Raw genomic sequence first — 26,312 nt, 5'->3', positions numbered from 1 at the left:
GAATGCATTTCGAGGAGAAGACCCATGAACATCCGCACGGAAGCCGCAATCCCTGACCACACCCCTGGTGGCCTTGCCAGCGGGCAGGAGTCAGTCACGCTCCGTATCGGTGGAATGACCTGCGCCCACTGCCCGCCGGCGATCGAGCAGGCCATTCGAGCGGTCAAAGGGGTTCAGGCCGCCACGGTGAACCTCGCCACGCATACGGCGACGGTCGATTATGACCCGGCCCAGGCGAAGGTCGCGGAAATCCTGCGCGCCATCCGCTCCGTCGGCTACGCCGCCGGTACGGCGACGATGCGCATTCCCATCAAGAACATGCATTGCACCTCGTGCGCCACGCGCGTCGAACTGGCGCTGAAGATGACCCCGGGCGTCATCGCCGCCCGCGCCAGCCTCGCACCCAACGCCGTCGACATAGAATATCAGCCGGAACGGACCGATTTCCAGGAACTGCGGAGGTCGATCGAATCCTCCGGCTACAGGGTCGCCGAGCCGAAGGTGAAACCCGCGGACGAGACGCTGGACCCGGCCGAGGCGGCGAACGAGCAGGAGTATCGCGGCCTGATGCGCAGGTTCTGGCTCGCCGCGGTCATCTCCCTCCCGGTGATGGTGTTCAGCTACCCCGATCTCATTCCGGGACTGCGCGATTGGATGCCCATGGGCAGCGACACGCGTCGGGTCGTTTGGGCACTGCTGGGCGTGCTGAGCCTGCCCGTCCTTATGTGGTCCGGATCGCAGTTCTTTGTCGGCATGTGGGACGCGCTGAAGCACCGCGCGGCCAACATGCATACGCTGATCGCGATCGGCATCACGGCGGCGTTCCTCTACTCGGTTGTTGCAGTCGCATGGCCCGGGATCTTTCCCAAAATGGCGCTGGCCGAAGTCTTCTGGGACGTGACCGACGTCGTCGTCGCGCTCGTCGTGCTGGGCCTCGCCCTGGAGATCAAGGCCAAGGGCAGGACCTCACAGGCGATCAAGAAGCTGATCGGGCTGCAGGCGAAGACCGCAAGAGTCGTGCGCGAGGGCAAGGAAATCGACCTCCCCGTCGAAGAAGTGCTGGTCGGCGACACGGTGATCGTCCGCCCCGGCGAAAAGGTTCCGGTCGATGGCAGGGTGAGTGCCGGATCGAGCGCAATCGACGAATCGATGATCACGGGCGAGTCCATGCCGGTCGAAAAGCAGGCCGGCGACGAGGTCATCGGCGGCACGCTCAACAAGACAGGCAGCTTCCGTTTCACCGCGACCAAGGTCGGCAAGGATACAGCGCTGGCCAGCATCATCCGCATGGTGAAGGACGCGCAGGGATCTAAGGCGCCGATCCAGCGCGTGGTGGATACCGTCTCGGGCTACTTCGTGCCAGCGGTCATGATCGTCGCGATCCTGGCGGCAGTGGCCTGGTACGATTTCGGACCCGAACCGCGGCTGATCTATGCCACGCTCATCCTGGTTACCACGCTGATCATCGCCTGTCCCTGCGCCCTCGGCCTCGCGACACCGACCTCGCTCACTGTTGGCATCGGCAAGGGAGCGGAGAACGGCATCCTGATCCGCTCCGGCGACGCGCTGCAGGCGGCCGAAAAACTCGATGCGATCATCCTCGACAAGACGGGCACGATCACCAGGGGCGAGCCGGCGCTGACCGACGTCGTAGTCACGCCGGGCCACGAAGAGAGCGCCGTGCTGCGGCTCACCGCGTCCCTTGAGCGTGGCTCCGAGCACCCGCTGGCCTCGGCCATCGTCAAGGGCGCCGAGGCGCGCAAGATCGAACTGGTCGACGCTGAAGATTTCGCGGCCATCCCGGGCCACGGCGTCAGTGGTCGCATCGACGGCCATGACGTGCTCTTCGGCAACGCCAAGCTCATGCATGACCGCAGTGTTTCCGCAGATGCGCTGCTGCCGCAATGGGAGCGCCTCGCCAACGAAGGCAAGACGCCGATGTATGTTGCGGTCGACGGACAGGCGGCCGGGCTGATCGCGGTCGCCGACACCGTGAAGCCGGATTCCAGGGCGGCGATCGAAATCCTGAAAAGACTGGGCATCGAGGTCGTGATGCTGACCGGCGACAACGAGCGCACGGGTCGGGCGATCGCGCGCGAAGTCGGCATCGATCGCGTGCTGGCGGAAGTGCTTCCGGACGACAAGGCTCACGAAGTGCAGAAGCTTCAGCTCGAAGGCAAGTCGGTCGGCATGGTCGGCGACGGCGTCAACGACGCGCCGGCGCTCGCCCAAGCCGATGTCGGTTTCGCCATCGGGACTGGAACCGACGTCGCGATCGAAGCGAGCGATGTGACGCTTATCAGGGGCAGCCTGATGGGCGTCGTCACGGCCATCGAGATCAGCCGGGCGACAATGCGCAATGTCCGGCAGAACCTCCTCGGCGCCTTCGGTTACAACGCGCTGGGCATCCCGGTCGCGACGGGCGTGCTCTACCCGTTCATCGGGCTTCTGCTCTCTCCCCTCATCGCCGCCGCCGCCATGGCCTTTAGTTCGGTGACTGTCGTCACCAACGCCAACCGTTTGCGCTTCTTTCAGCCGAGGAGGACAGGCCCATGACACCCGACCGCTGGATTGTGACCGTCGCCGGGATCGGCCTGGTGGCTTTCATCATCTGGTTTTTCTGGCTCAAGCGCTCGAAGGGCATCCACGCCGCGGAAACGAGCGGCGGCTACCAGGAGGCGATGATCCTCGTGAAGGGCGGCTACACGCCCGACACGATCGTCGTCCACAGCGGCCGCCCGGTCCGCCTGAACTTCCGCCGCGAGGAAACCGCCTCCTGCTCGGACAAGGTGATCTTCCCCGATTTCCAGAAGAGCGCCGATCTGCCGACGGGTGAGACCGTCGCCGTCGAACTGATGCCCAAGGAACCAGGCGAGTTCGGATTCTCGTGCCCCATGGGCATGTTCCGCGGCCGCCTCATCGTCGAATAGGAAGACTAATATGTCCATGCACGACCATTCGGACCATGACCATCCGCAAGGATCTTTTCTGGCTTCCCGAGCTGGGATCGTCCTGCTTGGCTTCCTCGCGATCGGCGGCTTCCTGCTCTTCACCGAGCACCGCGCCCATGTGCTCGGCGCGCTGTTCTATCTGCTGCCGTTCGGCTGTTTCTTCATGCACTTCTTCATGCATGGAGGACATGGCCATGGCGGACACGGCGGTCACCACAACCAGCCAGACGAAAGGAATCTGCCATGAGCGCCGAGACACAAGCCTATGGCCTTTGGAGCCTGGTCATCGTCAATTCCGCCGTCTTCATTCTGTTCGCCTACAGCTTCTTCAAGCCGACGACGACCCGTGACTGGCGCTCGTTCGGCGCGTTCAGCGCATTCCTGGTCGCGCTGTTCGCGGAGATGTACGGCTTTCCGCTCACCATCTACTTGCTGTCGGGCTGGCTGCAGTCCCGCTATCCGGGGATCGACTGGTTCTCGCACGACGCCGGGCACCTGCTGGAAATGATGTTCGGCTGGCGGGTCAATCCGCATTTCGGGCCATTCCATCTGCTGAGCTTCATCCTGATCGGCGGCGGGTTTTGGCTGATCGCGGTCGCATGGCGGGTTCTCTACGACGCGCAGCAGCACCGCTCCCTCGCGACCAGCGGGCCGTACAGCTACGTGCGCCACCCGCAATATGTCGGCTTCATCCTGGTGATGCTCGGCTTCCTCGTTCAATGGCCGACGCTGCTGACGCTGGCGATGTTCCCGGTGCTGGTCGTCATGTATGTGAGGCTGGCGCGGGCCGAGGAGCGCGAAGTGGTTGCCGAATTCGGCGACGCGTATCGCGCCTACACAAAAAATGTCCCCGGATTCCTGCCGCGGCTGGATCGCATCCTTGCTCGATTGAACGGTCAGTCCGGTGAAGGCAAGCCGTCATGACCAGTCGCTCATAAGTCGGACGCGCGGCGATGTCATCCCCAGAAACCTCGCCAATGCTGCAGCTGCTGCTCACGGCATACGACGTTCCCGATGACCCGGTCGAAGTCGTCGAGCGTAAGGGACTGGGTCACCCGGACACCATCTGCGATGCCCTTGCTGAAACATTCTCGCGCAATCTGTCCCTGGAGTATTCTCGATGCTTCGGTCGCATCCTTCACCACAACGTGGACAAGGCGCTTCTGGTGGGCGGTCGCTCCATGCCCGCTTTCGGGGGTGGCTCACTCACCAGTCCGATAAACATCTATCTGGCGGGCAGGGCCACAACTGAAATCGGCGGGAAAAAGATTCCGGTCGAAGAGATAGCGGTCGAGGGATCCCGGTCTTGGCTGAAATCCAGCCTGCACGCGCTCGATGCGGACCGCGACGTCCGATTCCACGTGCTGACTCGACCGGGTTCACTGGACCTGCAGGAGCTGTTTTCGCGCACGTCCGAAGCTCCCTTGGCCAATGATACTTCGATTGGCGTCGGCTATGCGCCGATGAGCGCCCTTGAAACCCTGGTGCTCGACGTAGAGCGGCACATCAACGGCAGAGACCGAATTCGTCTACATCCCGCATGGGGCGAGGATGTAAAGGTGATGGGTGTTCGACAAGGCAGGTCGGTTCGCCTGACAGTCGCCTGCGCGATGATCGGACGTTATCTCGCTCACCGTGACGATTATTTTGCCGAGAGATCTGCGCTCCGGACGCTCGTGGCAGAACTTGCCCGACAGCATGGGTTCATAGAGTCCGATGTGGACGTCAATGCCGCCGATGAAGCGTCCCAGGGCGCGCTTTATCTCACCGTCACCGGGACATCGGCCGAGGCTGGGGATGACGGCCAGGTGGGCCGCGGTAACAGGGTCAATGGCTTGATTAGTCCCTGTCGGCCAATGAGCCTCGAAGCGGCCGCGGGCAAGAACCCGGTGTCGCATGTCGGGAAGATCTACAACATCGCTGCGCGTGATATCGCCGAGGCGATCTGCACCGCCCTATCCGAGGTCGCAGCTGCCGAATGCATGCTGGTGAGCCGGATCGGCGACCCGGTAACCCGACCCGCTCTCGTGCAGCTGAAAGTCGCGACGCGAGACGGCTTGCCAATCGCAAAGATCAGGCGATCCGCAGAGGCAATCACAGCAGATCGCTTGAACCGGATTCCGAGGCTCATCGAAGATTTCGTCGCCGGCAGGACAGCCTCGTTCTGAGGACGCGGCCGAGGCAGGTTGGAAACTCATGACTGAAAAAGTATTTGCCGCTCATGATCTGACCAAGACCTACGTCTCAGGCGAGACGCAGGTGCACGCGCTGCGCGGCGTGAATCTGGAGATTTCAGCAGGGGAAGTGATCGTCTTGCTTGGCCCGTCGGGCAGCGGGAAATCGACGCTGCTCAACATCATGGGCGGTCTCGATCACGCGACCAGCGGCGAGCTGTCCTTCAAGGACTTGCGGCTGACCGACCTCGACGACCGGGGACTGACGTCCTATCGCCGCCGCCACGTCGGTTTCGTGTTCCAGTTCTACAATCTGATCCCAAGCCTGACGGCCTATGAGAACGTCGCGCTGGTCACCGAGATCTCCGACGATCCGATGCGTCCTGAGGAAGCTCTCTCTCTCGTCGGGCTGGAGCTGCGCATGCATCATTTCCCGGCGCAGCTGTCCGGCGGCGAACAGCAGCGCGTCGCCATCGCCCGCGCGATCGCCAAGCGTCCAGAGGTGCTGCTCTGCGACGAGCCGACAGGCGCGCTCGACTCCAGGACGGGCGTCCGGGTGATCGACGCGCTGATGAAGGTCAACGCCGAACTCGGCACGACCACCGTCATCATCACCCACAACGCCGTCATTCAGGAGGTCGCGCACCGGGTCCTGTTCTTCAGCGACGGGCAGATATCGAAGGCCGTCACCAACGAAGCCCGGCGCGCCGTCGCCGAGTTGCAGTGGTGAAGACATGCGCGCCCTGGACAGAAAGCTCTTCCGCGACCTCGTCCGCCTTTGGGCGCAAGCTCTCGCCATCGCGCTCGTGGTCGGCGGCGGGGTGGCGACGCTTCTGCTCGCCGTCGGTTCCTACCGTTCTCTCGACGAGACGAGGACTGCCTATTACGAGCGCTACGGTTTCGCCGATGTCTTCGCCACGGTGCGGCGGGCGCCAAAGGCTCTCATCGACCGGATCGCCGAGATTCCCGGCGTGGCTGCCGTCGACGCACGGATCGCGCAGTTCGCACTTCTCGACATACCAGGCCAGACCGCACCGGCCACCGGCGTGGTCGTCTCGCTGCCCGAGGTCGGCGAGCCGAAGCTCAATCGCCTCTATATGCGCGCCGGCCGAACTCCCGATCCCGGCCGGGAAGACGAAGTCGTCGTCAATGAAAACTTCGCCGAAGCGCATCGGTTCACCCTGGGCTCAGGCTTCGCGGCAATCCTCAACGGCCGCAAGCGCGACCTGAGGATCGTCGGCATCGCCCTTTCGCCCGAGTACATCTATGCGGTCGGCCCTGGCGACATCATGCCGGACGGCCGCCGCTTCGGTGTCATCTGGATGTCCGAACGGACCCTCGCCAGCGCCTACGATCTGGAGGACGCCTTTTCGTCCGTGTCGCTGAAGCTGCTGCCGGGAACGTCGGAGCGGGAGGCGATGACGCGTCTTGACGACCTGCTGGACCGCTATGGCGGGCGCGCTGCCTACGGACGCAAGGACCAGACATCGCATGCCTGGCTCGATCACGAGCTCGACATGCTCAACAACATGAGCCGCACGCTGCCGCCGATCTTCCTGCTGGTCTCGGCGTTCCTGGTGAACCTTACGCTCAGCCGCCTCGTTTCACTCGAGCGCGAACAGATCGGCCTGCTGAAGGCGCTCGGCTACCGCAACGCCAGCGTCGTCCTGCACTACCTGAAATTCGTGGGCATCATCACGGTGGTCGGCATCGTCATCGGCAGCATGATCGGCACGTGGCTCGGCAGCTATGTGACCGGAATATTCGCAGACTTTTTCCGCTTCCCTTTTCTTCTGTTCACCAAGAGCCTCGATCTCTACGTCGCAGCGGCTGGCTTGAGTTTTTTTGCCGCGGCGATCGGCGCACTGCGCGCCTTGCGCGAAGTCGTAAATCTGGCTCCTGCCGTCGCCATGCAGCCGCCGGCTCCGCCGGTTTTCCATCGAACGCTGCCGTTGAGCATCAGTCTGGCAGGCCTTGTCTCGCAGCCGACGAGAATGATGCTGCGCAATATCGCGCGCCATCCAATTCGATCCTCTTTCACCGCGCTCGGCATGTCGCTGGCGACGGCGATCCTGATCGTGTCGCTCTTCACGGGAGGCACGATGGAACAGCTTATCGATGTCACGTACTTCCTTGCGGATCGTCAGGACGCGACCGTGAGCTTCATCGAGAAGCGTCCTCAGGAAGTGGCCTTCCAGATCGTGAGACTTCCCGGCGTCCTGAACGCGGAGCCTTATCGAGAAGTCCAGGTCCGTGTCCGCAACGGCCATGTCGAGCGCCGGGTCATGATCCGCGCCAGGCCACGCGGGGCGGAGCTCAACCGCATCATTGATGCTGACCTGAAGCCTGTAGTTCTGCCGGAATCGGGCCTCGCGATCTCGGACATGCTTGCCAAGATACTGAAGGTGCGGGTTGGCGACACCGTCGAGGTCGATCTGCTCGACGGTGAGCGCCGGACGGTTACGCTTCCTGTGGCGGCGCTGGTCGAGGACTATCTCGGCATGCGCGGCATGATGGATCAGGAAGCGCTCGCCAAGCTGCTTCGCGAAGCGCCGATGGCGAACGGCGTCAGCGTCAGTCTGGACAAGTACAAACAGGATGAGTTCTACACCGCGGTCAAGGCCATGCCGGTCGTGAGCGGCCTGGCTCTGCAGACGGCGTCCCTCGCCACTTTCCGCGATGCCGTGGCAATTCTGGTCACGACGATGTCCAGCATCTACACGGGTCTCGCGGCCGTCATCGCGTTCGGCGTGGTTTACAACAACGCTCGTGTATCCCTGTCGGAGCGAGCCAGAGAGCTGGCGAGCCTGCGGGTCCTGGGCTTCACAGACGGCGAGGTGCTGCGCATCCTGCTGCTTGAACTCGCGCTGTTGACCCTGGTCGCGCAGCCGCCTGGCTGGGCTGTGGGTTACGGTCTTGCCTGGATCATGAAGACGAACCTTGCCGGCGAACTGATGCGGGTGCGTCTGGTCGTCGAGCCTGCGACCTATGTTTTCGCCAGTGCGATCATCATTACGGCGGCTGTGCTCTCAGCGCTGATCGTCCGTAGGCGAGTCAATCAACTCGACCTCGTTGCCGTTCTCAAGACGCGGGATTGAAGATCATGCGCACCAACTGGATGAAAAGAATCGGCGGCGTTGCGGCCTTTGGCCTGATCGCCGCGGCTGCGGTCTGGTTCGCATGGCCACAGCCGATCCCAGTCGACCTGGCGACGGTGGCCAGGGGCCTGATGGAGGTCACGGTCGACGATCAAGCCAAGACCCAGGTTCGGCACGTCTATACGATGTCGGCGCCGATCGCCGGCAAGGTTCTCAGGATTTCGCCGCCACATCATGTCGGCGACGCGGTCGTCAAGGACGAAACCGTGGTGGCGGTGATGCAGCCGGCTACCCCCAGCTTTCATGATGTCCGCACACATGAGGAGCTGCTGGCGGCGCTTGGCGCGGCCGAGGCGGCGGTGACGTTCGCTGAAGCGGAAGTAAAGCGGCTCGAAGCGGCGCTCGGGTATTCTCGCACGGAACTCGAGCGGGCGGACAAGCTCGCCAAGACCGGGGCGATATCGCAGGGGGCTCTCGACAAGGCGAGGTTCGAAGTCGATACCAACGAGGCGGCCTTGGCGAGCGCGAAGGCGCAGGTCGAAGTCCGGCGCAACGAACAGGCGATGATCCAGGCGCGGCTCGGCCAGCCTGCCGACGACGCCGCACAATCGGATCCGGCCTGCTGCATCCAGCTTCGTGCGCCAGTGAGCGGCCGCATACTGAAGATCGTCCAGGAGAGCGAAGGCATGGTCCAGCCCGGCGCGCCGCTTGTCGAGATCGGCGACCCGCTCGACCTGCAGGTGGTGGCGGACCTGCTTTCGACCGATGCGGTCCAGATCAGGCCCGGTGCCGCGGTCCGTATCGACGGTTGGGGCGGCCCCACGCTTCAGGGCAAGGTGACGCGGGTCGATCCAGCCGGCTTCCTCAAGGTCTCCGCGCTCGGAATCGAGGAGCAACGTGTCCACACCGAGATCGACTTGGTCGACCCTTCCGAAAAATGGTCACAGCTCGGGCACGACTATCGTGTCATCGTCCACGTGACGAGTTGGCGGGACGACAATGTCCTCACAGTCCCGGTGGCGGCACTGTTTCGAAAGGGTGACGACTGGGCAGTCTATCTTGCCAAGGACGGACGAGCGCGTGCGACCATGGTCAAGGTCGGCCACCGGGACAACAAGGTGGCCGAGGTCGAGTCGGGCCTCTCGGAAGGCGATCGGGTCGTGCTGCACCCGAGCGACCGGGTGGACGACGGGGTGGCCGTGCGCGAACGGAACACGGAATAGATCAATGATTTTTCGAGCCTAGACCAATAATCCCGCAGGATACGCTGTACTTTTGAGCGCGTCCGGTCGTTCCACAACGTGAGTTCGAATGGCCGGAAAGGTTTCCGCAACTAGCCTGTAGCTGCCTTTCTTAACGGAAAGCCCTCAACTGAAAGCGCTGGCTTCCGCAGCTTAAAGTTATTCGTTCTGGCAGTTTTCATTACTATTTCAGGCGCGCAAATATCGGGCGTGAACCCGCTTCTAGTGTGGGTGGGCGAGCCGACTGGAACCTCGGCACGGCTTCGGTCCAAGGGTTTTTCGAGTTGATGCGGCGCTTCGACATGGAGCGAGGCACGAGCACATATTGGTGATCGCCGATCCGCGCACACTTGGCGAAATGCGCAGACACTACCAGCCGTCGTTGAATGCGAAGCTGGTGGGCGAGATCGGCAAGGATTTCGTCAAACATTCGGTGGAATCGATCAAATACGCCGTCGCGGCGGCGTGAGCGGAGATCGTGCGTCGCCATCATGGACGGCGACGCACATTCGCGGTCGGGTCAGGTCACGATAGCGGCCGATGTCCGTGATTGCGGCAGTCAGCCCACTTCGGCGAATGGCGTCGCCGATCTCTCCGCCGGCTCTGCCGGGCGGCCATGCAACATGTCCAGTCGGGCCAAGAGCTCGGTCTGCACGCTCTCGACGATACGCGCCGCACCCGAATAGATGCTGCCGTTATTGCCATCCAACGTGATCACCGCGCCTTCCGGAAAGATGGCGCCGCCGATGTTGACCTCGTTTCGCGCGGCGTCGATCCTCATTGTCTCGCAACCGACCAGACAGACCTTGCCGAGCTGCCGTGCGATGACCGCGGCATGAGATGTCCTGGCGCCGTGCTGCGTCAACAATCCATCGGCGACGTCGAGCGCGGCAATGTCGCGGGTTTCGGCATCGCCGCGTACGAGGATGACGCTGATACCGGCGGTTTTGCGCTCGCGCACCCTTGCCTCTGCGAGCGCGATCTCGCCGCAGACGACACCGCTCGATGCGGATGCCGCCGAGGCGATGGGAGATAAAGCGACGCCGTCGCTCCCGATGTCGCGGACGGTCAACGCATGCTGGTCGAGGCCGCGCGTCCGCTCCCGCGCTGTCTCCGCGTCGATCACGCCCTCGGCCAGAAGATCCAGCGCAATGCGGGCGGTCGCCATGGGAGTGCGTTTTCCGTTGCGGGTCTGCAGCAGGAACAGCACCCCTTCCTGAACGGTGAACTCGAAATCCTGCATGTCCTCGAAGTGGCGTTCGAGCAAGGCCGCTGCGTCGACCAGTTCCTCCCAGACACGCGGCGCTACGGCGGAAAGCTCGTCATGGCCGCGAGCGGTGCGGCGCCCGCTCACGACATCCTCGCCCTGCGCATTGAAAAGGAAGTCCACCCATGGTTTGGGGTCGCCGGTGATGGGATTGCGCGTGAAGCCGACGCCGGCCCCGGAAAGGCCGCCGGCGTTGCCGAACACCATTCGCTGGACGGTCACGGCCGTGCCCATCTCATGCGACAAGCCATGGAGGTTGCGATAGGCTGTCGCCTTTTCGCTTTCCCACGACCGGAAAACGGCATTGATCGCTTCGCTCAACTGGGTTTCCGGATTCTGCGGGAACGGCGCCCCGGTTTGCCGGTGAAAAGTCTCGAGATGCAGTTGGGCGACCTGCCGGAGGCTGGTGAAGTCGAGGGATCGTTCATCCTCGTCCTGCCGGACGGCGGCAAGATCGGCCTCGAAATGATGCAGATCGATACCGGCGACCACCTCGCCATAGCCGGCGATGAGCCGGCGATAGGCGTCCCAGGCTAGTCGGGGATGGCCGGTCAGGCGTATCAGGCCTGGAATGGTCGCGTCCGTAAGTCCGATGTTCAGCAGCGTCTCCATCATGCCCGGCATCGAGACCGGCGCACCTGAACGCACCGAAAGCAGCAGCGGCCTGCGGGCGTCCCCCAGCTTCAATCCGGTGAACGCTTCGAGCTCGGCCAGGGCAGGCCGCCAAAGTTGCGGAACGACCGCTTGCGGATCGGCGCAATAGCCGGTCCCGATCACGAAAGCGGGCGGCACCTCGAGGCCGAGCGCGGCCAATTTGGCGAGGTTGTAGGCCTTGAACCCGAGGGCGGCCGTGGTGGCCGCGTCCTGCGGCGGCTTCTTGCCACCGATGAAGTATATGCGTTTGAGATCGTCCTTGGTTTCAGGCCGCCCGGCCGGCTTGACAGATGCGCTCATGCCTCGACTCCCAGGCGGCTGAAGGCCAGATCGCGTATGCCATAGGCGGTTGCAAGCAGCGCGTCTGTCGCCGATTCCAAGGCCGCGGCGAAATCGGTGCCCAAGCCGAGCGTCGCGGCATCGTCGATGTTGCGCACCAAAAGTCGTCGCACGTCGCGCAGCAATTGATCGCACTGCTGCTCGGCGTTGACCACGCGCCAGGAGATGGCGATGAATTCCTCATGGTCGCTGGCGTCGCTGCCTTCGCCAAGCGCGCTGGCAATCAACAGCAGCTTGACATGATCCTGCGTGGCCTGGAGGGTTTTTTCGGCAAGCTGCCGCATGCCTTCGCGCACGTCGGCGGGCCAGGCCTTGTCGTGGTTCTCGGCTATCAGCGAGAACAGGAAGGCGGCTTCCTCCATCGCGTCGGCAATGTCGTCGGCGCGTTCGATCAGCCGTGTAAAAGGCAACCAGCGCGGATTGCGTTCGGCTCGTTCGCGCGAGCGCATGACGAGCAAGTCCGCCTTGCGCTCCCATGCCTTCGCCCGCTTGGCCAGCTTTTCGGCATCCTTGGCGGAACGCTCGTGGCCGTGGGCGATGGCGTCGCGGATTCCTTCGGCCAGCGCATGGCAGAACGAAGCGTGCTCGCTCAACAGAGCGAATTCATCGTGATGGCGCCCGACATGGCGAATGAGTAGAAGGCGGATCGAGTCCGCGATGCGCGATACCGGCTGACGCTGCTGCATCGCCTGCGACGCCATTGCCATCGCCTCGATCAGGAATTCCTGCGCCGGGGCGGCGCCCATCACCGCATCGAGTGTGTCGCCGATGCGGAAGTAGTCGCTGCCGACAGCCTCCATCGCGGCGAATATCAATGCTTCGCCTCCCGCCTCCAGCCAGCCCCTGTGACCGATTTCCCGCCGCGCGCATTCGTTCAGAACGGCGATGGAACCAGCCTTGCCGACGATCTGGCGCAACCGCTTGCGAGCGCGATTCCAATCGATCAGAAAGACGATGCGCGCCCCCAGTCCTTCCAGCGCCTTGAGCAAGGCGGCTTCGTCCGAACATTCAAACGTCGCGGTGCCGATGTAGTAGGCATCTCCTGAATTGAGGCCGTCGGTCATGCGCGAACCGACCGCCGACCATTTCGCGCCGATCTGCGAAAGCATGTCCTGAAAGAATGCGAAGCGCTGCCGATGCAGATCCGAATAGGTCAGCGTCAACACCAGGCCTTCCACCTGCGCGACGAGCACATGCGCATCGTTGGTGCCGATATCGTTCTGGATGAGCAGCCGTTCGCCGTCGCGCGTTGCAGCGGTTTCGAGGCCCGGATGATCGAGCTTCAGCGCCCGTGTGCGATTGAGCCCCCGCATGAAAGCGGAAATCCTCGGCCCATCCTGTTGCGACAATTGCCAGATATGGGCACCGTCGATCGTCTCGCCGGAGAGTTGCGCCGCCAAATGGTTGAGCGCCTTGTGCAAATCCATGACCAGCAGGTGGAAGCTGTCCTCGTCGCCGCGTTTGCCGCTGGTCAGCGCCTTCAATTGCGCCGGGTCGAGCTCGGTTCCAAGACGGTCGACCCACCGGCACCACTGGTCGACGCGCGCGGAAAGGGTGAGATCCGGGTCTTCGGCGCTGCCCTGGATCGGGCGCGCCATGATGCGCAGGTCATCGCGCAGCTTCTGCGCCAGCTTGGGCAGGTTAGCGAGATGGAGCGTCGAAGCCTCGAGATAAGCGGAAGCAGGGAGTTCGATGATCCATGGCGCATCGATATGCGCCGAGGAATATTCCCGGTGAAGGTCGAGTTGCGCCGTTCCCGGATGATCGGCCTGGTCGCGGGCCGCCTGCAGCACGGTGAGATAGAATTTGAGCCGGTCGTTGGCCGCCAGCGCCGACTTGATCCAAGCCGGGCGCAAAAGCTCGGTCTGCCCGAGCGCGGCGACGACACCGGTCTTCTCCATGTTCGAAACTCCGGGATGATTTGTGCGGGCTTCAAATGTTGATGTGTTGTAATGGAAATAAACATTCGTGGGTCGCCTTCGGCCTTGATGTGGATCAAAAGCAGCTATCGAGTTACGCGGATAAGTTTCGCTCGGGTGATTTGAGCGATTCTAAAATAATTAATCGACTAATATATTTTTGACTTAAAGCCATGAATTGCGGATGGATTCATCATTTTTCCCTCCTGCCGTCCAAGTCTCGCTTTATGCCGCTATCGCCTCCTGGCGGAAAATCACACCGGACGATCTGAGGGCACACTGTGGCAAGATCATTGACCGCGGCGCTGCAGCGACGGCTATCCATGTGCGAGACATTCTGAAGCAGGCCTATGCGTTATCGATCCCAGCAAGGAGAGAAGGTTGCCAATCCTGGGGACGACGTCGGGGACGGCATCAATAGCAACCTTGGTGCCGAAAGACCGCTCGCTTTGCTCAAGCGGCTCGAGCCGCAAGGCGAAGGCCGGCCGTGCCCCTCAACTGGGGGCGGCTTCAGCCGGCGGTGCAATGCGAAGCGGTGCTCAAGCGGACAGCTCCGCCTGAAGCCGTCCTTGTGGCTGTCCCAAGCGGAGCACCAGTTCCGGCAACAGGCTGGCTGGGACGGTCATCCATCAATTCTCGCTGTGCGCGGAATGTCCGGTTTGCGCGGGATGATCGCCGTCGATCCACTGGACGATCATCCGGAATTGCACCTTCGCTTCCGAATACGTGCGATAGAAGTCGAGAAGTTCTCCCGTGGGTTCCGACAAGCGTTGGAAGCCTGAAATAAAGGCGACGACCGCGCCGATCGTCGTCTGCCCACGGATCACAAGATAGCCGCCAACGATCAGGACCATCAGCGACCCCACCGCGTTGGCTATATTCAGCAGCGTCTTCAGCCCGAGTTTCAACAAATAGAATTCAATGCGGTTGCTGAAGATCATGCGTATGGTGCGAAAGGCTGCTCGGCGCTTCGTCGAGTGGCTGCCGAAGGAATCGACTGCTTGGTTGCCTAGCTTGCGGACCAGTGCGACCTGCCGTTCCACGAGTGTGTTCAAGTCCTTCTGCATGTAAAGCGCAAGCAGGATCTGCGGCATGAGTGACACGCCGCTGACCAGAGCGATTACCGGCTGCATGTAGATCATGTAAGATACGACGGAGATCATCACCGTGATGTTGACTACGCATTCAGAGACGCTGGTGCCGACAAATCCGCCAACATAGTCTATCTCGTTGCCGATGATGCTGGCGGTCTGACCACTCCTTGCGTGCTCGCGCGCGGACCTTTGCGTGGCGACCAGCGCGAGTTGGTCGCGGGCCGTCTTCACTACGCTCTCTCCGACCCAGCCCTGATAGACGATTAGCGCGTATTTCAGCCCCGCATGCAGGAGTATAGCCGCAAGATACAGACCGGCGAGCATCAGGAGCGCCCGTACGTTCTTGTCGGCAACCGCCACATCGACGACGCGTCTCTGCAGGTCGATGGGGATGAAGTTGGCCAAGGCAACCGAAATTGCGATCACGCTGACATAGACCTGATGCATGCCGCTGGCGCGCCGGACAAAACTTGGAAACTTCTCGCCAGGGCGCATCACATTGGCCGTCGGCTCAAACGGGGTGACACGCCGCGCAATCGTCGCGAAAATTCCGCTCACCTTGGGTGCGCCTCCGTCGCCTCCATTCCCGGTTCAGCCGATACGGGCAACGCACTCTGTCGGTGACCAGCTGAACGGGAATCCTCAATCAGGCTGGGAGCTGTCGCTCGGCGATGCCTCGCGCTCCGGCATGGTCCCGGGTGGTGCCCATCGTGCTCGAAGAAGAGCCTCTTCGACCATTGCGAGACCAAGGCATAGGCGATCGTGATGCGCTTCAACGCGTCGAGCGTGCGAGACGCGCTGTATACCTGACTGAAGCCGAGACCGCAGCCCGCTAGGATGATTGCTTTGATGACGACGGTCTCGCAGCCTTCACCAACAGCACCGGAAACGATCGCCACGACAATCAGGATCAGAACCAGCGGATTGCGATACTGCCGCAACAGGACCGCCAGCGCTTGTTCTCGCCGATGATCGGCGAACGTGTTTGGCCCGTGGCGCGAAAGTCCGTTGCGCGCCTCGGTCGAAGTCAGCTCGGTAGGCCCAGAGCGGCATTCCTGCAGCACCTCGATAGCCGGTCGCGACCTGCGGCGCTCACACAAGCCGCGCCGCGTTGGGAAGGCTGAGTCCTCGATCATCGCGGTTTGATAGCGAATAAGGCCGAGAACCCCCTTGATCGACATCAAGGGGGAGAATTCACGATCGGAGCGGGAGCAGGCGGGCCGCACGATAGGTGGCTGGGGCGCTCAGGGCGTTGCGTGAACCCGGACCATCGAGCTGCCGGAGCCGCTGTGAGCACAGGCTTACCAAGGGAGCAGATCGGTAAAGTAAAGCTCCACAGGAAACTTCAACGCGGCTTCGGCCCAGGGGTGTTCGAATTGATGCTGCGCTTCAAACTTGAACGAGGAACACGGTCCTGTTCTCGCAGTCACGACTTTGCCGCACAATGCGTTCGCATCATCGAGCCGGTCGAGGGTCGGCTGACCGCCGACCGGCCCAATTCAACTATTCATAGCGTCGCGCAGCTGGGTTGAACTTCATGCTCCAGCTGTGTCGCCCCTGCGAAACGGTCACGCGCCTAGTTTCGTTGGCCGTCCGGCAGCCCAGACGGTTCCGTGAAGGGCTGGCCAAGGTGAATGGACTGGGGCGGCAGCGCGCCGGAAGTCGAGAAGGGCTCCGCCGGCGAAACCTCGCCGCCTGCGGGCACGGCATGATCCGGGAATTGCTGTGCGGCCATTTCCTGGGTCCACACAGCGAGGACGCTCTGCTGGGTCGCCTCGGCAACGATGCAGTAGCCTCTGGGGTCGAGGATCGAAAGCACGGCATGATCGTCATTGCGCGCCAGGCGGAAGGCTCGGTCGATCACGTCCAGGCAAGCGGCCAATTGCCGAGCGTTTGGGAGACGCGTGTTACGCAGCATGTCGGAAAGCCGGAAAGCCTCCAGGCCTCGCTCGGTAATGTTCGTTCCCTCGCGGCCCAGCTCGAAGAAGACGCCAACGACAGGCAGCATGCTGCGGATCGAAGCGTAGATTGCCATGGCTTCCTGCGGGCTGCAGGCGGCAAGATGCGGCGCCTCCGGCGGACCTGGTTCCGCAGAGGGACCAAGCCCCAGCGAATGCGCGATTTCATGTTCCAGCCATTGCCGGACTTCCGGCGGAGCGGTTCGGATCTGTTCGGGGCTCAAGGTAATGCCGACCATCGCAGCGTCTCCCATTGGTTGCTCACGACATCAAGACAGCTTGCGAACGCAATGACCTTGACCGGCATCAAGGCCGACAACCGAAGGGTCGCCTCGGCGCTGAGCTATAAAAGAGAGAAATGCGAGCCCAGGAACACGAGAAACTGGCCGGTGATCAGAGGAATCTTCAGGACAGGGCCGTCCTCGCCGCTGTCTTGAATCGGCAGTCCGCGCACGCACGGATGCGTCTTCAGGACCTCCCTCCAGATCGTTGGAAAGTCCGATCCCTTCTTCCTTTCGGCGTTGCACGCATCGACGAGCCTCGCAATGGTGTTGATCATTGATCGGAATTACCTAAGCGCCTGATTCGAAAACGTATGACCGAGAATTCCGGCAAGAGGTTTGATTTCGATCAAAAACGTCGGGCGCAGTCTCTCACAATGGCACCCACACGCTGCCCTGCTTGCGGTAACGGCGCTTCACCGCGGCCCATGCGACCCGGTGAGCGATCTCCTCGCGCCTCTCCCCACGGTCTTCATATTCGTCCCAGGCACTGTTGAAGGCGGCGCGATAGATCTCCTGGGCGTGCCCGGGAAGATGCTCGCTGATTGACGGCGGAAGATCCTCGATCGACGCATATGGCATGGATGCGTTCCACATTTTGACGAGGGCGAACCCCGGTCACCTTGGAAGCGGTCGCCCGCACGGCCGCCTTTTCTTGTAGGGCTGACGAAGGCACATGCCTTGATCTCGCGCAAAGCCATGGCCAGGCCTGGCGCTTCGGGAACCTGATCCTAGCTGGGAAAAAGCATCATAATCGACGCTCCCGCCATGAGCGCTGTTGCAATCCAGCCGAGAATGATGATCGGCCGGCTGGAAGTGAAAGGCCCCATGACGGATCGGCTTGAAGCGAGCAATATGACCACCACCATGAGCGGCACCGCTACAACGCCGTTGATGACGGCGCTCCAGAACAGGGCCTTCATCGGGCTGATGGGAAGATATTGGATGGCCAGCCCTGCAAAGACGCTTACTGCGATGACGCCATAGAAGCCGCGGGCATCGCTGGCCTTGAGCTCAAGGCCTTCTTGCCATCCCATGGCTTCCGCCAGCGCATATGCCGCCGAGCCCGCCAGGACGGGCACGCCGATCAATCCAACGCCCAGTATCCCGGTTGCAAAAAGCACAAAGGCCAAATCGCCTGCCAGCGGCCGCAGGGCGCTTGCCGCCTGCGCGGCGGTTTCGATGTTTGTCACGCCTGCGGCGTTGAGCGTTGCCGCGGTCGCCAGGATGATGAAATAGGATGTCAGATCCGAGTAGAACATGCCGCTCCAGGTATCCCAGCGCAACCGGCGGAATTCGCGCTCGGATGGCGTCGCCTCCTCGAGGAGCGATCGTGCGCCTTTCATCTCCTCGACCTCCTCGGAAGCCTGCCAAAAAAAGAGGTAGGGACTGATCGTCGTGCCGAAGATGGCAACCGCCACGGTGGCTGTGTCGGCATTAAGCGTCAGCTTGGGCCACACGGTGCGAAGGGCCACCTCGCTCCATGGCACGTGCACCGTGAAGAGCACGGCGGCGTAGGCGAGAAGCGATAACGTCAGCCATTTGAGGAAACTGACATAGCGATGATACGGAACGAACACTTGCAGGACCAGCGTGGCGAGCGTGAAGAACAGCGTGGCCAGATGCCTGTTCACGCTGGTGACAAGCTCCGCGACCTCTCCCATGGCCGCAATGTCGGCGGCAATGTTCAGCGTGTTCGCCGCCAGAAGCAGCACAACGACGAATCTAAGCACGACCGGCGGGAACGACGCCTTTATATTGGCGGCAAGCCCCTTGCCTGTAACCCGGCCGATGCGGCCGCACATCGACTGGACCGCAGCCATCAGCGGAAAGCAAAGCGGCATAGTCCAAAGCATGTTGAGACCGAATTGCGCGCCCGCCTGCGAGTAGGTCGCAATTCCGCTCGGATCGTCGTCGGCCACGCCGGTGATCAAACCCGGACCGACACGAGCGAGAGGATGTTCTCTCAGCCGGCCGATCAGACCCCTCAATTTGGCGGAGACGGGGGCTTCTTTGATATTCTGGTCGACGTTCATGGCTGTGGCTTCGCTTGGGCTGCCGAGGCGGCGAGCTGCCACAGCGCTACATCGTCAAGCGCGGATCTCCTTGACTTCGCTCAAAGTCTGGAAGGCGCGGCACGGCTAGGCTTCTGAAGCGGCCGAGAAGCAACCGAACCGTCGACGCCTGCCGATCCGCCGCCGAAGCAGCACGACCCCGCCGGAGACAGGCATGGACAAGAAGCATAGTTTCAACATCGGCTACTTCATCTTCGCGCTGGTCCTGGTCGGCCTGTTTCAGGTCTGGCTCGGTTGGCGGGACGTCGCGCAGCTCCCTTACAGCGACGTCATGAGGATGGTCGGCGAGGGCAAGGTCGCCTCGGTGACGCTGACCGAAACGACCATCCAAGGCCAGTTCAAGGAGTCGCAGGGCGGCAAAAGCCTTTTTGTCGCCGCACGCGTCGATCCGGCTTCGGCCGAAGTCTTCGAGAGGGCCGGCGTGAAGGTGTCGGGCGGCACCGACAGCAATTGGCTGACGACCATATTGTCGTGGATCCTGCCGGCGCTGCTCTTCTTCGGCTTCTGGATGTTTCTTTTTCGCGGCTTCGCCGAACGGCAAGGCATGGGCGGACTGATCAACATCGGCAAGTCCAAGGCCAAGGTCTATGTCGAGAGGCAGACCGGCGTGACCTTCGACGATGTCGCCGGCGTCGACGAGGCCAAGCTCGAGCTCAAGGAAATCGTCTCCTTCCTGAAGGACAAGGACAAATATGGCCGGCTTGGCGCGCGTATCCCCAAGGGCACTCTCCTGGTAGGGCCGCCTGGCACCGGCAAGACATTGATGGCGCGCGCGGTGGCGGGCGAGGCGGGCGTGCCCTTCTTCTCGATCTCCGGTTCCGAGTTCGTCGAGATGTTCGTCGGCGTCGGCGCCGCACGTGTTCGAGATCTGTTCGAGCAGGCAAGGCAGGCCGCGCCATGCATCATCTTCATCGACGAGCTGGACGCGCTCGGGCGGGCGCGCAGCCCTTTCGCGGGCTATGGCGGGGCTGACGAGAAGGAGCAGACGCTGAACCAGCTCCTGTCGGAGTTGGATGGGTTCGATCCCCGCATCGGCATTGTGCTTCTTGCCGCAACCAATCGGCCGGAAATTCTCGATCCGGCGCTAACCCGCGCCGGCCGCTTCGATCGCCAGGTGGTGATAGACCGGCCCGACCGGAAGGGACGCCAGGCCATCCTCAAGGTCCATGTCCGCAGCGTTGCGGTGGCGCCGGGCGTGGACATCGGCGAGGTGGCAGGCATCACGCCGGGGTTCACGGGCGCCGACCTCGCCAATCTCGTCAATGAAGCCGCGATCTTCGCCACCCGGCGCAATGCCGACAAGGTGACGATGGATGATTTCACCAACGCGGTGGAACGTATCGTCGCCGGTTCCGAGCGCAAGAGCAGGCTGCTCAATCCGGCGGAGCGCGAGAGAGTCGCGTATCACGAAATGGGACATGCGCTTGCGGCAGCCGCGCTTCTCAAGACGGATCCCGTGCACAAGGTGTCGATCATCCCGCGCTCGATCGGCGCGCTCGGCTACACCATGCAGCGCCCGACCGACGATCGGTTCCTGATCACCCAGGGCGAACTGAGGGAGCGGATGATCGCCCTTCTGGCAGGCCGGGCAGCGGAAGATATCGTCTATGGCGAGGTCTCGACCGGGGCCGCCGATGATCTGGCCAAGGCAACGGATGTGGCGCGCCAGAGCGTCACGCGGTTCGGCATGAGCCCGTCCTTGGGACAGGCCGTTCTCGAGGAAGAGAAGCAACAGTGGCTGGGAGACGGGTCACTGCGCAGGCGCGATTATTCCGAGGCCACCGCTCGCGAAGTCGATCTCGCAATCCGCCAGATGCTCGACGAAGCCTTCGCGGCGGCGCAGGACCTGCTCCGATCCCGGATGGCCGACCTGAAGGCCGGGGCCAGTCTCCTTCTCGAGCGCGAGACGATAACGCCTGACGATTTCCCGCCTCTGCGTCGTGCGATCATGATTGCTCCTCCTGCCAAGAAGGTGGCGGTGGCACTGGCGTAACGAGCGATAAACGCGGCGGCGACGAAGTCTGCCGCGGCGCAATCTGATCCGCACCCGCCACTGTTACCTTTGGTTTTTGCGGTTGCTGCCGCGATGCGACCAATGACGATGGAGCGATTTCATGCGGCACGCGCACTCAGCTCAGCCAAGACCAAACCGGCATCAGCTCGACATCAGCCGGTTGAGCCAGACTTCGTCGAGCAGCGAACGGGTAACGCCGCCGAACACCCATTCCCTCACACGACTATGTCCGTAGGCGCCCGACACGACCAGTTCGGCGCTGACCGAGGCGAGGAAATCGATGAGGCGGTTGGCCTCGTCATCGTCCGTCTTGATGATTTCGGTCCGCGCCCTGATGCCGTGGCCCGCCAGGAAGCTCGCCGTGTCCTTGACGCCCTCCCTGATCCAATCGTCCGGATTGTGATCGACCGCCACGATGGTGACCTCGTTGGCCATGGTCATCAGCGGCACCGCGTCTGCCACTGCGCGCCTCGCTTCGGGCGTGTCCTTCCAGGCGATTACGACCTTGCCTGTCGACAGAGCCGTGGCTCCATCGGCCGCAACCAGCACCGGTCTGCCGGCGCGCAACACCAGGCTGCCAGGATCGGCCGTGCGGTAGGAATCGCCCGTGGATGCGCCCTGCGGGGCGCTGGTGACGATCAGGTCGGCGAGGCGTGAATTCCTGGCGAGGGCATGATCCGGGTTCTCGATCGCGCCGCGCCAATCGGTCTTGACCGCTCCGGCGACCAGACTGTCGAACTCGCCGCGCCGATCCTTCAGCCGTTGCCGGATTTCATCCCTCGACTGCTCCCAAATCTCCGCCGCAACGGCCGCGCCCTCGGGGGCCATCGTCACCGGCAGTGGAGCATCGGCGCCGCAGAAGCCTATCAGGCGTGCGTCAAAACGTTTGGCAAGGTCGATAGCGACCCGCGTCAGCGGTTCAATCGACCCATCTATGCCCAAGTTCAGGAGAATGGATTTGTAGCTCATCGGACGCGCTTTCGATCTGAATGTCTTCGACGCGCCGGAAGCTAGCTTATGGGCAGGACCTTACCTTGATGCCGATCAAAAAGTGCCTCCCAAGCCGTCAAGGCATACGGGATTCGAAATGGATCACTTCGCCATCCACAATGAAGGCGCCGTTGCCGATGTGATGGATTGTTCTCGGCCTCGGCCGCCCCGGATCGACCCAGGCTTTGACAACCTGGAGGACGAACAGATTGTATCTGTTGACCAGGCGCGTATCGACGACGCGGCATTCGAGATTGGCGAAGCATTCGGCCACCAGCGGCGCCGACACCTGCTCGGCTCGTAGCGGCGTTAGCCAGGTCGTCGCGAATTTGTCCGTGTCGCGACCGGAGCAGTTGCCGACCTTGACGACCTTCTCCGCGAGCTCGACAGCGGGGATCGCGATCACGCATTCCTTCGTTTCCCGCAATGCGGTGAACGAGAAGTCGTCGCTCGACACGACGCAGGCGAGCGTCGGTGGCGTAAACTCCATCATCATGTGCCAGGACATGGTCATCACATTCGCGCGGCCTTGCCTGGACCTGGTCGTCAGCAGAACGACCGGACCGGGTTCGATGAGCCGATATACGTCGGCAAGCGGCAGTTCCTTCATCCCGTTCCTCGCTGCGCATCCGCAACACTTGTTCTGGTCGACTTGTCGCCGCCAATGCCCTTCTTCGCCTTGATCACGGTCAAAAGCTGCGAAGCGGGTCGGGGATGGGGCGGCGCTCGAAGCGGCATGGCAAGCGATTTCCGATTGATCACGATCAATGCCGGTTTGAACCGGTCCTGCGATTTTCGAGCAGGACCAACGAGGGGCTCATAGTGTCAGCGGAAGAATTCTCCTTTGGGGCGCCGTGCTCTGCCTCGCCTTTCTCGCTGGAGCCGCGATCTATTTCGAGCCGCCTTCGTCCAAGAGAGGCGGGCGCCCGTCGGTCGGCTATCGCTTCGAACGCCGCTCGCGGTCTCGCCAGCCGAAAACAAGACATTGAATCCAAGAGCGAAAGGAAAAACGTCATGATCTGGAATGCAGAAGAATTTCGCGCGCCGGAGTTGCTCCCCTTCGCCAAAACCGGACAGAAATTCATGCGAGCCACCGCCACTCTGCAGGCGCATTCTGTCCGTGCCCTCCTGCGCTGCCAGATCGAAGGCGCATCCTTCCTCAAGCGGCGGTTCGAGGATGACCTGAAACTCCTCGATAAACTGACCGGCGGCGACGAATTCGTCGATGCCTTCGACGTGTTCGCGAACTTTGTCCAGAATGCCACTTCCGACTATGCGAACGAGGTCGGCAAGTTCGCTTCCATCGGCGCCAAATTTGCCTCGGAAACGGCCGGGCGGGTTCGGAAGGAGGCAGAAACGACCGTCGACGACATGGCCGCGGCAACCCTTGCGACCTGAAATGTTGCGACCAGGAAAGAGCAAGCGGAGCCCGACCGCTGATCGGTCCTTCGTCTTGAACGCTCGCGCCAAGGCGGAGAAGCGGCGGACGCTGCGGAAATCCGGGCATGATGAGGCCGTGACCGCGGTCGGTGACCCCGCGCTGCCACTGCCGGACGATGAAGCCGGGAGCATCTTTCGCGATGTCGATCGGCTCTCGCATGCCTTGCTGGCGGCCTCCACCGCAGGCATTTCGCCGATCAGCCTCCTGCAAGCTTGGCAGGACTGGCTGCTGCACATGTCCGCATCACCTGGCAAGCAAGGGGAGGTCTGCGCCAAAGCGGTCGAAAAGGTCGCGAGGTTGAGTGATTTTCTTTTCCGCTGCGGGCTCGGAATGGGAGCCGCTGCGCCAACGATCATGCCCTTGCCGCAAGACAGAAGGTTCCAGCACCAGTCGTGGCAGGCCTTCCCCTTCAACGCCATGCAGCAAGCCTTCCTGCTTTCCCAGCAATGGTGGCACAATGCGACCACCGGCCTCCCCGGCGTTACCAGGAAGCATGAGCGGTTGGTAGAGTTCTACAGCCGGCAAATCCTGGACACGGTCTCACCGTCGAATTGCCCCGTGCTCAATCCCGAGGTCATCGACAGGACCGTTCGGGAAAACGGCACCAATTTCGTCAGCGGCGCCAATAACTTGGTCGACGACCTGCTTCGCCTGATCGACGGCAGGCCGCCGACCGGCGCGGAGAGCTTTCGGCCCGGCATGGAAGTCGCCGTCACGCCCGGCGAGGTCGTCTTCCGCAACGAACTGATCGAGCTCATTCGCTTTGCTCCCATGACGGGCGCGGTGAAGGAGGAGCCGATCCTCATCGTCCCGGCCTGGATCATGAAATACTACATTCTCGATCTTTCGCCGCGCAATTCGCTCGTTCGCTATCTCGTCCAGAGCGGCTTCACCGTCTTCTGCATATCCTGGCGCAATCCGGGTACCGATCAGAGCGGACTCTCATTGGACGACTACGGGCGTCTCGGCGTGATGGCGGCCATGGATGCAGTCGAGGAGGCGACCGGGAGCAGCCGGATCCACGGCGCGGGCTACTGCCTTGGCGGGACGCTGCTGTCGATTGCCGCGTCGGCAATGGCGCGCGACGGCGATCATCGGTTCGCCAGCCTGTCGCTTTTCGCGGCGCAGGTCGATTTCGAAGAACCAGGCGAACTCGGCCTCTTTATAGACGAAAGCCAGATCGCCCTGCTCGAGGACATGATGTGGGTCGAGGGCACCCTCGATCAGCGCCGCATGGCTGGCGCCTTCCAGATGCTTCGCTCGCAGGACCTTATCTGGTCACGCATCGTGCGCGAATATCTGCTCGGCGAGCGCGCTCCGATGACCGACCTGATGGCCTGGAATGCCGACTCGACCCGGATGCCGTTCCGCATGCAGTCGCAATATTTGCGGCAGCTTTACCTGGGCAACGATCTTGTCGAGGGGCGCTTTCGCGTCGGCGGCAGGCCGGTTCATCTGGAAGACATTGGGTCGCCGGTGTTCGCGGTCGGCACCGAGACGGATCACGTCGCGCCGTGGCGCTCGGTATTCAAGCTGACTTATCTCCTCGACACCGACATCGACTTCGTGCTGACCAGCGGTGGGCACAATGCGGGCATCGTTTCCGAGCTTGGCCACCCCGGTCGTTCCTACCGGCGGCTCAGTTGCCGCCACGCGGATATTCGTCCGGACGCGGATGAATGGGCGAAGAACGCGACCGTGACATACGGCTCCTGGTGGCCGGCCTGGGTTGAATGGTTGACGCGCTACTCCAGCCGCGAGGTCGCGGCCGACCGGTCCGACGCCGCAGCCGGCTTGAAGGCGATTTGTGCGGCACCTGGCACGTATGTCCTTGAGCGATAGAGCTTTTTCGACAGTTTGAGCCAGGTCAAGGCGCGGCGTCCATTCGTCGCGTATTGGTATGCCATGAAACGTCGAACAGCGTTCGAGATCCTGCCGTTGGCAGTCGCCTTCGCATTGCCTGCCTGGGCGGGCGATAATTCGCAGATTGCCTATGGCAAGAGGCTGGTCGAAACGAACTGCGCGCGCTGCCATGCAATTGGCTCGACCGGCGCGAGCACCCACCCTGATGCTCCGCCTTTTCGTTCATTGCACCTGCGCTATCCGATCGAAGACCTCCAGGAGGCCCTGGCGGAGGGAATTTCCACTGGCCACCCGGACATGCCCGAGTTCGTGGCCAGCCCTGATCAGATCGAGGCGATCATCGCCTATATCGGGAGCCTCGATCGATGATCGGGGCCATTCAGACCGGCATTCCAGGGCTTGGGCGACGCGCGATCGGCGGAAGAGAAAGCGCTTAAGACGAAGAGGAGATGTCGGATGAAACGCGGAATCGGAAGTGCGGACGCCGAGACGCCCGAGTTGGCAATTCCCGTCCGGAAAGTCTGCTTCATAATCGCCAAGGCACATGAGTTCGACGTCAAGGTTGCCGTTACCGAGCCTGATACGGGATCCAATCCCACGGACGACAACGAGGTTGCGGTGCTTCAGGACCATGACGATGATCCTGTGCGTGAAGAGCTTGGCTCGCTGATTTCGGAGCTCTCCATCGACGAGCAGGTCGACCTCGTGGCGTTGACGTGGCTCGGCAGGGATGACGGCCAGACGGCTGATTGGGAAGAGGTCCGCCAGCAGGCCGCCTACGCTCACAACAAACGCACGGCCCGCTATCTGTGCGGCAATCCGCTCCTGGGCGATCACCTCGAGGCCGGGCTCGATGCCCTCGGCCTGTCTTGCTCCGGCTGAGCCGAACTTGATGCGCATCAAAGCAAGAGGATTTCGACCGTGCTGATCTACCGGCCTGTCATGGAGTCCGG

General features: G+C 62.3%; 24 protein-coding genes and 1 pseudogene. 15 read left to right on the top strand and 10 right to left on the bottom strand.

The features are described 5' to 3' along the window. The first annotated feature begins 24 nt into the window (after positions 1-24). The 9 genes from P9236_RS03665 (at position 25) to P9236_RS03625 (ending at position 9,933) form a co-directional block, all read left to right on the top strand. The gene (locus tag P9236_RS03665; RefSeq protein WP_278073236.1) at positions 25-2,556 is read left to right on the top strand and encodes a copper-translocating P-type ATPase; all 2,532 of its coding nucleotides are present in this window, start codon (positions 25-27) and stop codon (positions 2,554-2,556) included. Further along, positions 2,553-2,930, top strand: a complete 378-nt coding sequence (locus tag P9236_RS03660; protein WP_278073235.1) for a cupredoxin domain-containing protein — start codon at positions 2,553-2,555, stop codon at positions 2,928-2,930. The genes P9236_RS03665 and P9236_RS03660 overlap by 4 nt, the downstream gene beginning before the upstream one ends. Positions 2,931-2,940: 10 nt before the next feature. Further along, entirely contained in the window at positions 2,941-3,198 is a 258-nt protein-coding gene (locus tag P9236_RS03655) for a DUF2933 domain-containing protein (RefSeq protein ID WP_278073234.1), read from the top strand. Beyond that, complete coding sequence (locus P9236_RS03650; RefSeq protein WP_278073233.1) at positions 3,195-3,875, top strand: isoprenylcysteine carboxylmethyltransferase family protein; 681 nt, start codon at positions 3,195-3,197, stop codon at positions 3,873-3,875. The genes P9236_RS03655 and P9236_RS03650 overlap by 4 nt, the downstream gene beginning before the upstream one ends. A gap of 53 nt (positions 3,876-3,928) precedes the next feature. Beyond that, positions 3,929-5,119 (top strand): methionine adenosyltransferase, encoded by a 1,191-nt coding sequence (locus P9236_RS03645; protein ID WP_278073232.1) that lies wholly within the window; start codon positions 3,929-3,931, stop codon positions 5,117-5,119. 28 nt (positions 5,120-5,147) lie between these two features. After that, a complete protein-coding gene (locus P9236_RS03640) occupies positions 5,148-5,855 on the top strand; it encodes an ABC transporter ATP-binding protein (protein ID WP_278073231.1) in 708 nt (235 codons plus the stop codon). 4 nt (positions 5,856-5,859) lie between these two features. Beyond that, a complete protein-coding gene (locus tag P9236_RS03635) occupies positions 5,860-8,223 on the top strand; it encodes an ABC transporter permease (protein ID WP_278073230.1) in 2,364 nt (787 codons plus the stop codon). A gap of 5 nt (positions 8,224-8,228) precedes the next feature. Continuing rightward, a complete protein-coding gene (locus tag P9236_RS03630) occupies positions 8,229-9,446 on the top strand; it encodes an HlyD family efflux transporter periplasmic adaptor subunit (protein ID WP_278073229.1) in 1,218 nt (405 codons plus the stop codon). Positions 9,447-9,708: 262 nt separating this feature from the next. Further along, positions 9,709-9,933 (top strand): host attachment protein, encoded by a 225-nt coding sequence (locus P9236_RS03625; protein WP_278073535.1) that lies wholly within the window; start codon positions 9,709-9,711, stop codon positions 9,931-9,933. 90 nt (positions 9,934-10,023) lie between these two features. Here the strand turns inward: P9236_RS03625 and P9236_RS03620 are convergent, their stop codons facing one another. Continuing rightward, the gene (locus P9236_RS03620; RefSeq protein ID WP_278073228.1) at positions 10,024-11,685 is read right to left on the bottom strand and encodes a PEP/pyruvate-binding domain-containing protein; all 1,662 of its coding nucleotides are present in this window, start codon (positions 11,683-11,685) and stop codon (positions 10,024-10,026) included. Then, on the bottom strand, positions 11,682-13,625 hold the full coding sequence (locus tag P9236_RS03615) for a DUF47 family protein (RefSeq protein WP_278073227.1): 1,944 nt from the start codon (positions 13,623-13,625) through the stop codon (positions 11,682-11,684). Before P9236_RS03615 ends, P9236_RS03620 begins: the two co-directional genes overlap by 4 nt. Positions 13,626-13,893: 268 nt before the next feature. Here P9236_RS03615 and P9236_RS03610 point away from each other — a divergent pair. Next, positions 13,894-14,093 (top strand): annotated as a pseudogene (locus P9236_RS03610) (integrase); the annotation flags it as partial. A 179-nt stretch (positions 14,094-14,272) separates the two neighbouring features. On the opposite strand, the gene P9236_RS03605 reads toward P9236_RS03610, so the two are convergent. The 6 genes from P9236_RS03605 to P9236_RS03580 form a co-directional block, all read right to left on the bottom strand. Continuing rightward, positions 14,273-15,295 (bottom strand): ABC transporter ATP-binding protein, encoded by a 1,023-nt coding sequence (locus P9236_RS03605; protein ID WP_278073226.1) that lies wholly within the window; start codon positions 15,293-15,295, stop codon positions 14,273-14,275. Then, positions 15,292-15,918, bottom strand: a complete 627-nt coding sequence (locus tag P9236_RS03600) for a cation-transporting P-type ATPase (RefSeq protein ID WP_278073534.1) — start codon at positions 15,916-15,918, stop codon at positions 15,292-15,294. Before P9236_RS03600 ends, P9236_RS03605 begins: the two co-directional genes overlap by 4 nt. Positions 15,919-16,313: 395 nt before the next feature. Next, positions 16,314-16,934, bottom strand: coding sequence for a hypothetical protein (locus P9236_RS03595; RefSeq protein ID WP_278073225.1), 621 nt, complete (start codon positions 16,932-16,934; stop codon positions 16,314-16,316). Between the two features lie 104 nt (positions 16,935-17,038). Beyond that, the gene (locus tag P9236_RS03590; protein ID WP_278073224.1) at positions 17,039-17,254 is read right to left on the bottom strand and encodes a hypothetical protein; all 216 of its coding nucleotides are present in this window, start codon (positions 17,252-17,254) and stop codon (positions 17,039-17,041) included. A gap of 94 nt (positions 17,255-17,348) precedes the next feature. Continuing rightward, positions 17,349-17,558: a ChaB family protein gene (locus P9236_RS03585; RefSeq protein WP_278073223.1), complete on the bottom strand. Its 210-nt coding sequence runs from the start codon at positions 17,556-17,558 to the stop codon at positions 17,349-17,351. A 149-nt stretch (positions 17,559-17,707) separates the two neighbouring features. Next, positions 17,708-19,012, bottom strand: coding sequence for a divalent metal cation transporter (locus P9236_RS03580; RefSeq protein WP_278073222.1), 1,305 nt, complete (start codon positions 19,010-19,012; stop codon positions 17,708-17,710). 193 nt (positions 19,013-19,205) lie between these two features. Between P9236_RS03580 and ftsH the strand changes: the two genes are divergently transcribed. Then, a complete protein-coding gene (gene ftsH, locus P9236_RS03575) occupies positions 19,206-21,044 on the top strand; it encodes an ATP-dependent zinc metalloprotease FtsH (RefSeq protein WP_278073221.1) in 1,839 nt (612 codons plus the stop codon). A 162-nt stretch (positions 21,045-21,206) separates the two neighbouring features. Here the strand turns inward: ftsH and P9236_RS03570 are convergent, their stop codons facing one another. Together P9236_RS03570 and P9236_RS03565 are read right to left on the bottom strand one after the other, a co-directional pair. After that, positions 21,207-22,034 carry a universal stress protein gene (locus P9236_RS03570; RefSeq protein ID WP_278073220.1) on the bottom strand — a complete coding sequence of 276 codons (828 nt, stop codon included), beginning with the start codon at positions 22,032-22,034 and terminating at the stop codon, positions 21,207-21,209. A 97-nt stretch (positions 22,035-22,131) separates the two neighbouring features. Continuing rightward, positions 22,132-22,665, bottom strand: coding sequence for a flavin reductase family protein (locus P9236_RS03565; protein WP_278073219.1), 534 nt, complete (start codon positions 22,663-22,665; stop codon positions 22,132-22,134). Positions 22,666-22,877: 212 nt separating this feature from the next. Here P9236_RS03565 and P9236_RS03560 point away from each other — a divergent pair, with 212 nt between their 5' ends. The 4 genes from P9236_RS03560 (at position 22,878) to P9236_RS03545 (ending at position 26,241) form a co-directional block, all read left to right on the top strand. Further along, positions 22,878-23,453 carry a hypothetical protein gene (locus tag P9236_RS03560; protein ID WP_278073218.1) on the top strand — a complete coding sequence of 192 codons (576 nt, stop codon included), beginning with the start codon at positions 22,878-22,880 and terminating at the stop codon, positions 23,451-23,453. Between the two features lie 118 nt (positions 23,454-23,571). After that, positions 23,572-25,338, top strand: coding sequence for an alpha/beta fold hydrolase (locus P9236_RS03555; RefSeq protein WP_278073217.1), 1,767 nt, complete (start codon positions 23,572-23,574; stop codon positions 25,336-25,338). A 63-nt stretch (positions 25,339-25,401) separates the two neighbouring features. After that, entirely contained in the window at positions 25,402-25,728 is a 327-nt protein-coding gene (locus tag P9236_RS03550) for a cytochrome c (RefSeq protein ID WP_278073533.1), read from the top strand. A gap of 87 nt (positions 25,729-25,815) precedes the next feature. After that, entirely contained in the window at positions 25,816-26,241 is a 426-nt protein-coding gene (locus P9236_RS03545; protein WP_278073216.1) for a DUF3775 domain-containing protein, read from the top strand. The last annotated feature ends 71 nt before the right edge of the window (positions 26,242-26,312 follow it).

Source organism: Mesorhizobium sp. WSM4884, assembly GCF_029625675.1.
Taxonomy (GTDB): domain Bacteria; phylum Pseudomonadota; class Alphaproteobacteria; order Rhizobiales; family Rhizobiaceae; genus Mesorhizobium.
Note: the sequence above shows the minus strand (reverse complement) of the source record. Positions and strands in the feature narration are given on the sequence as shown.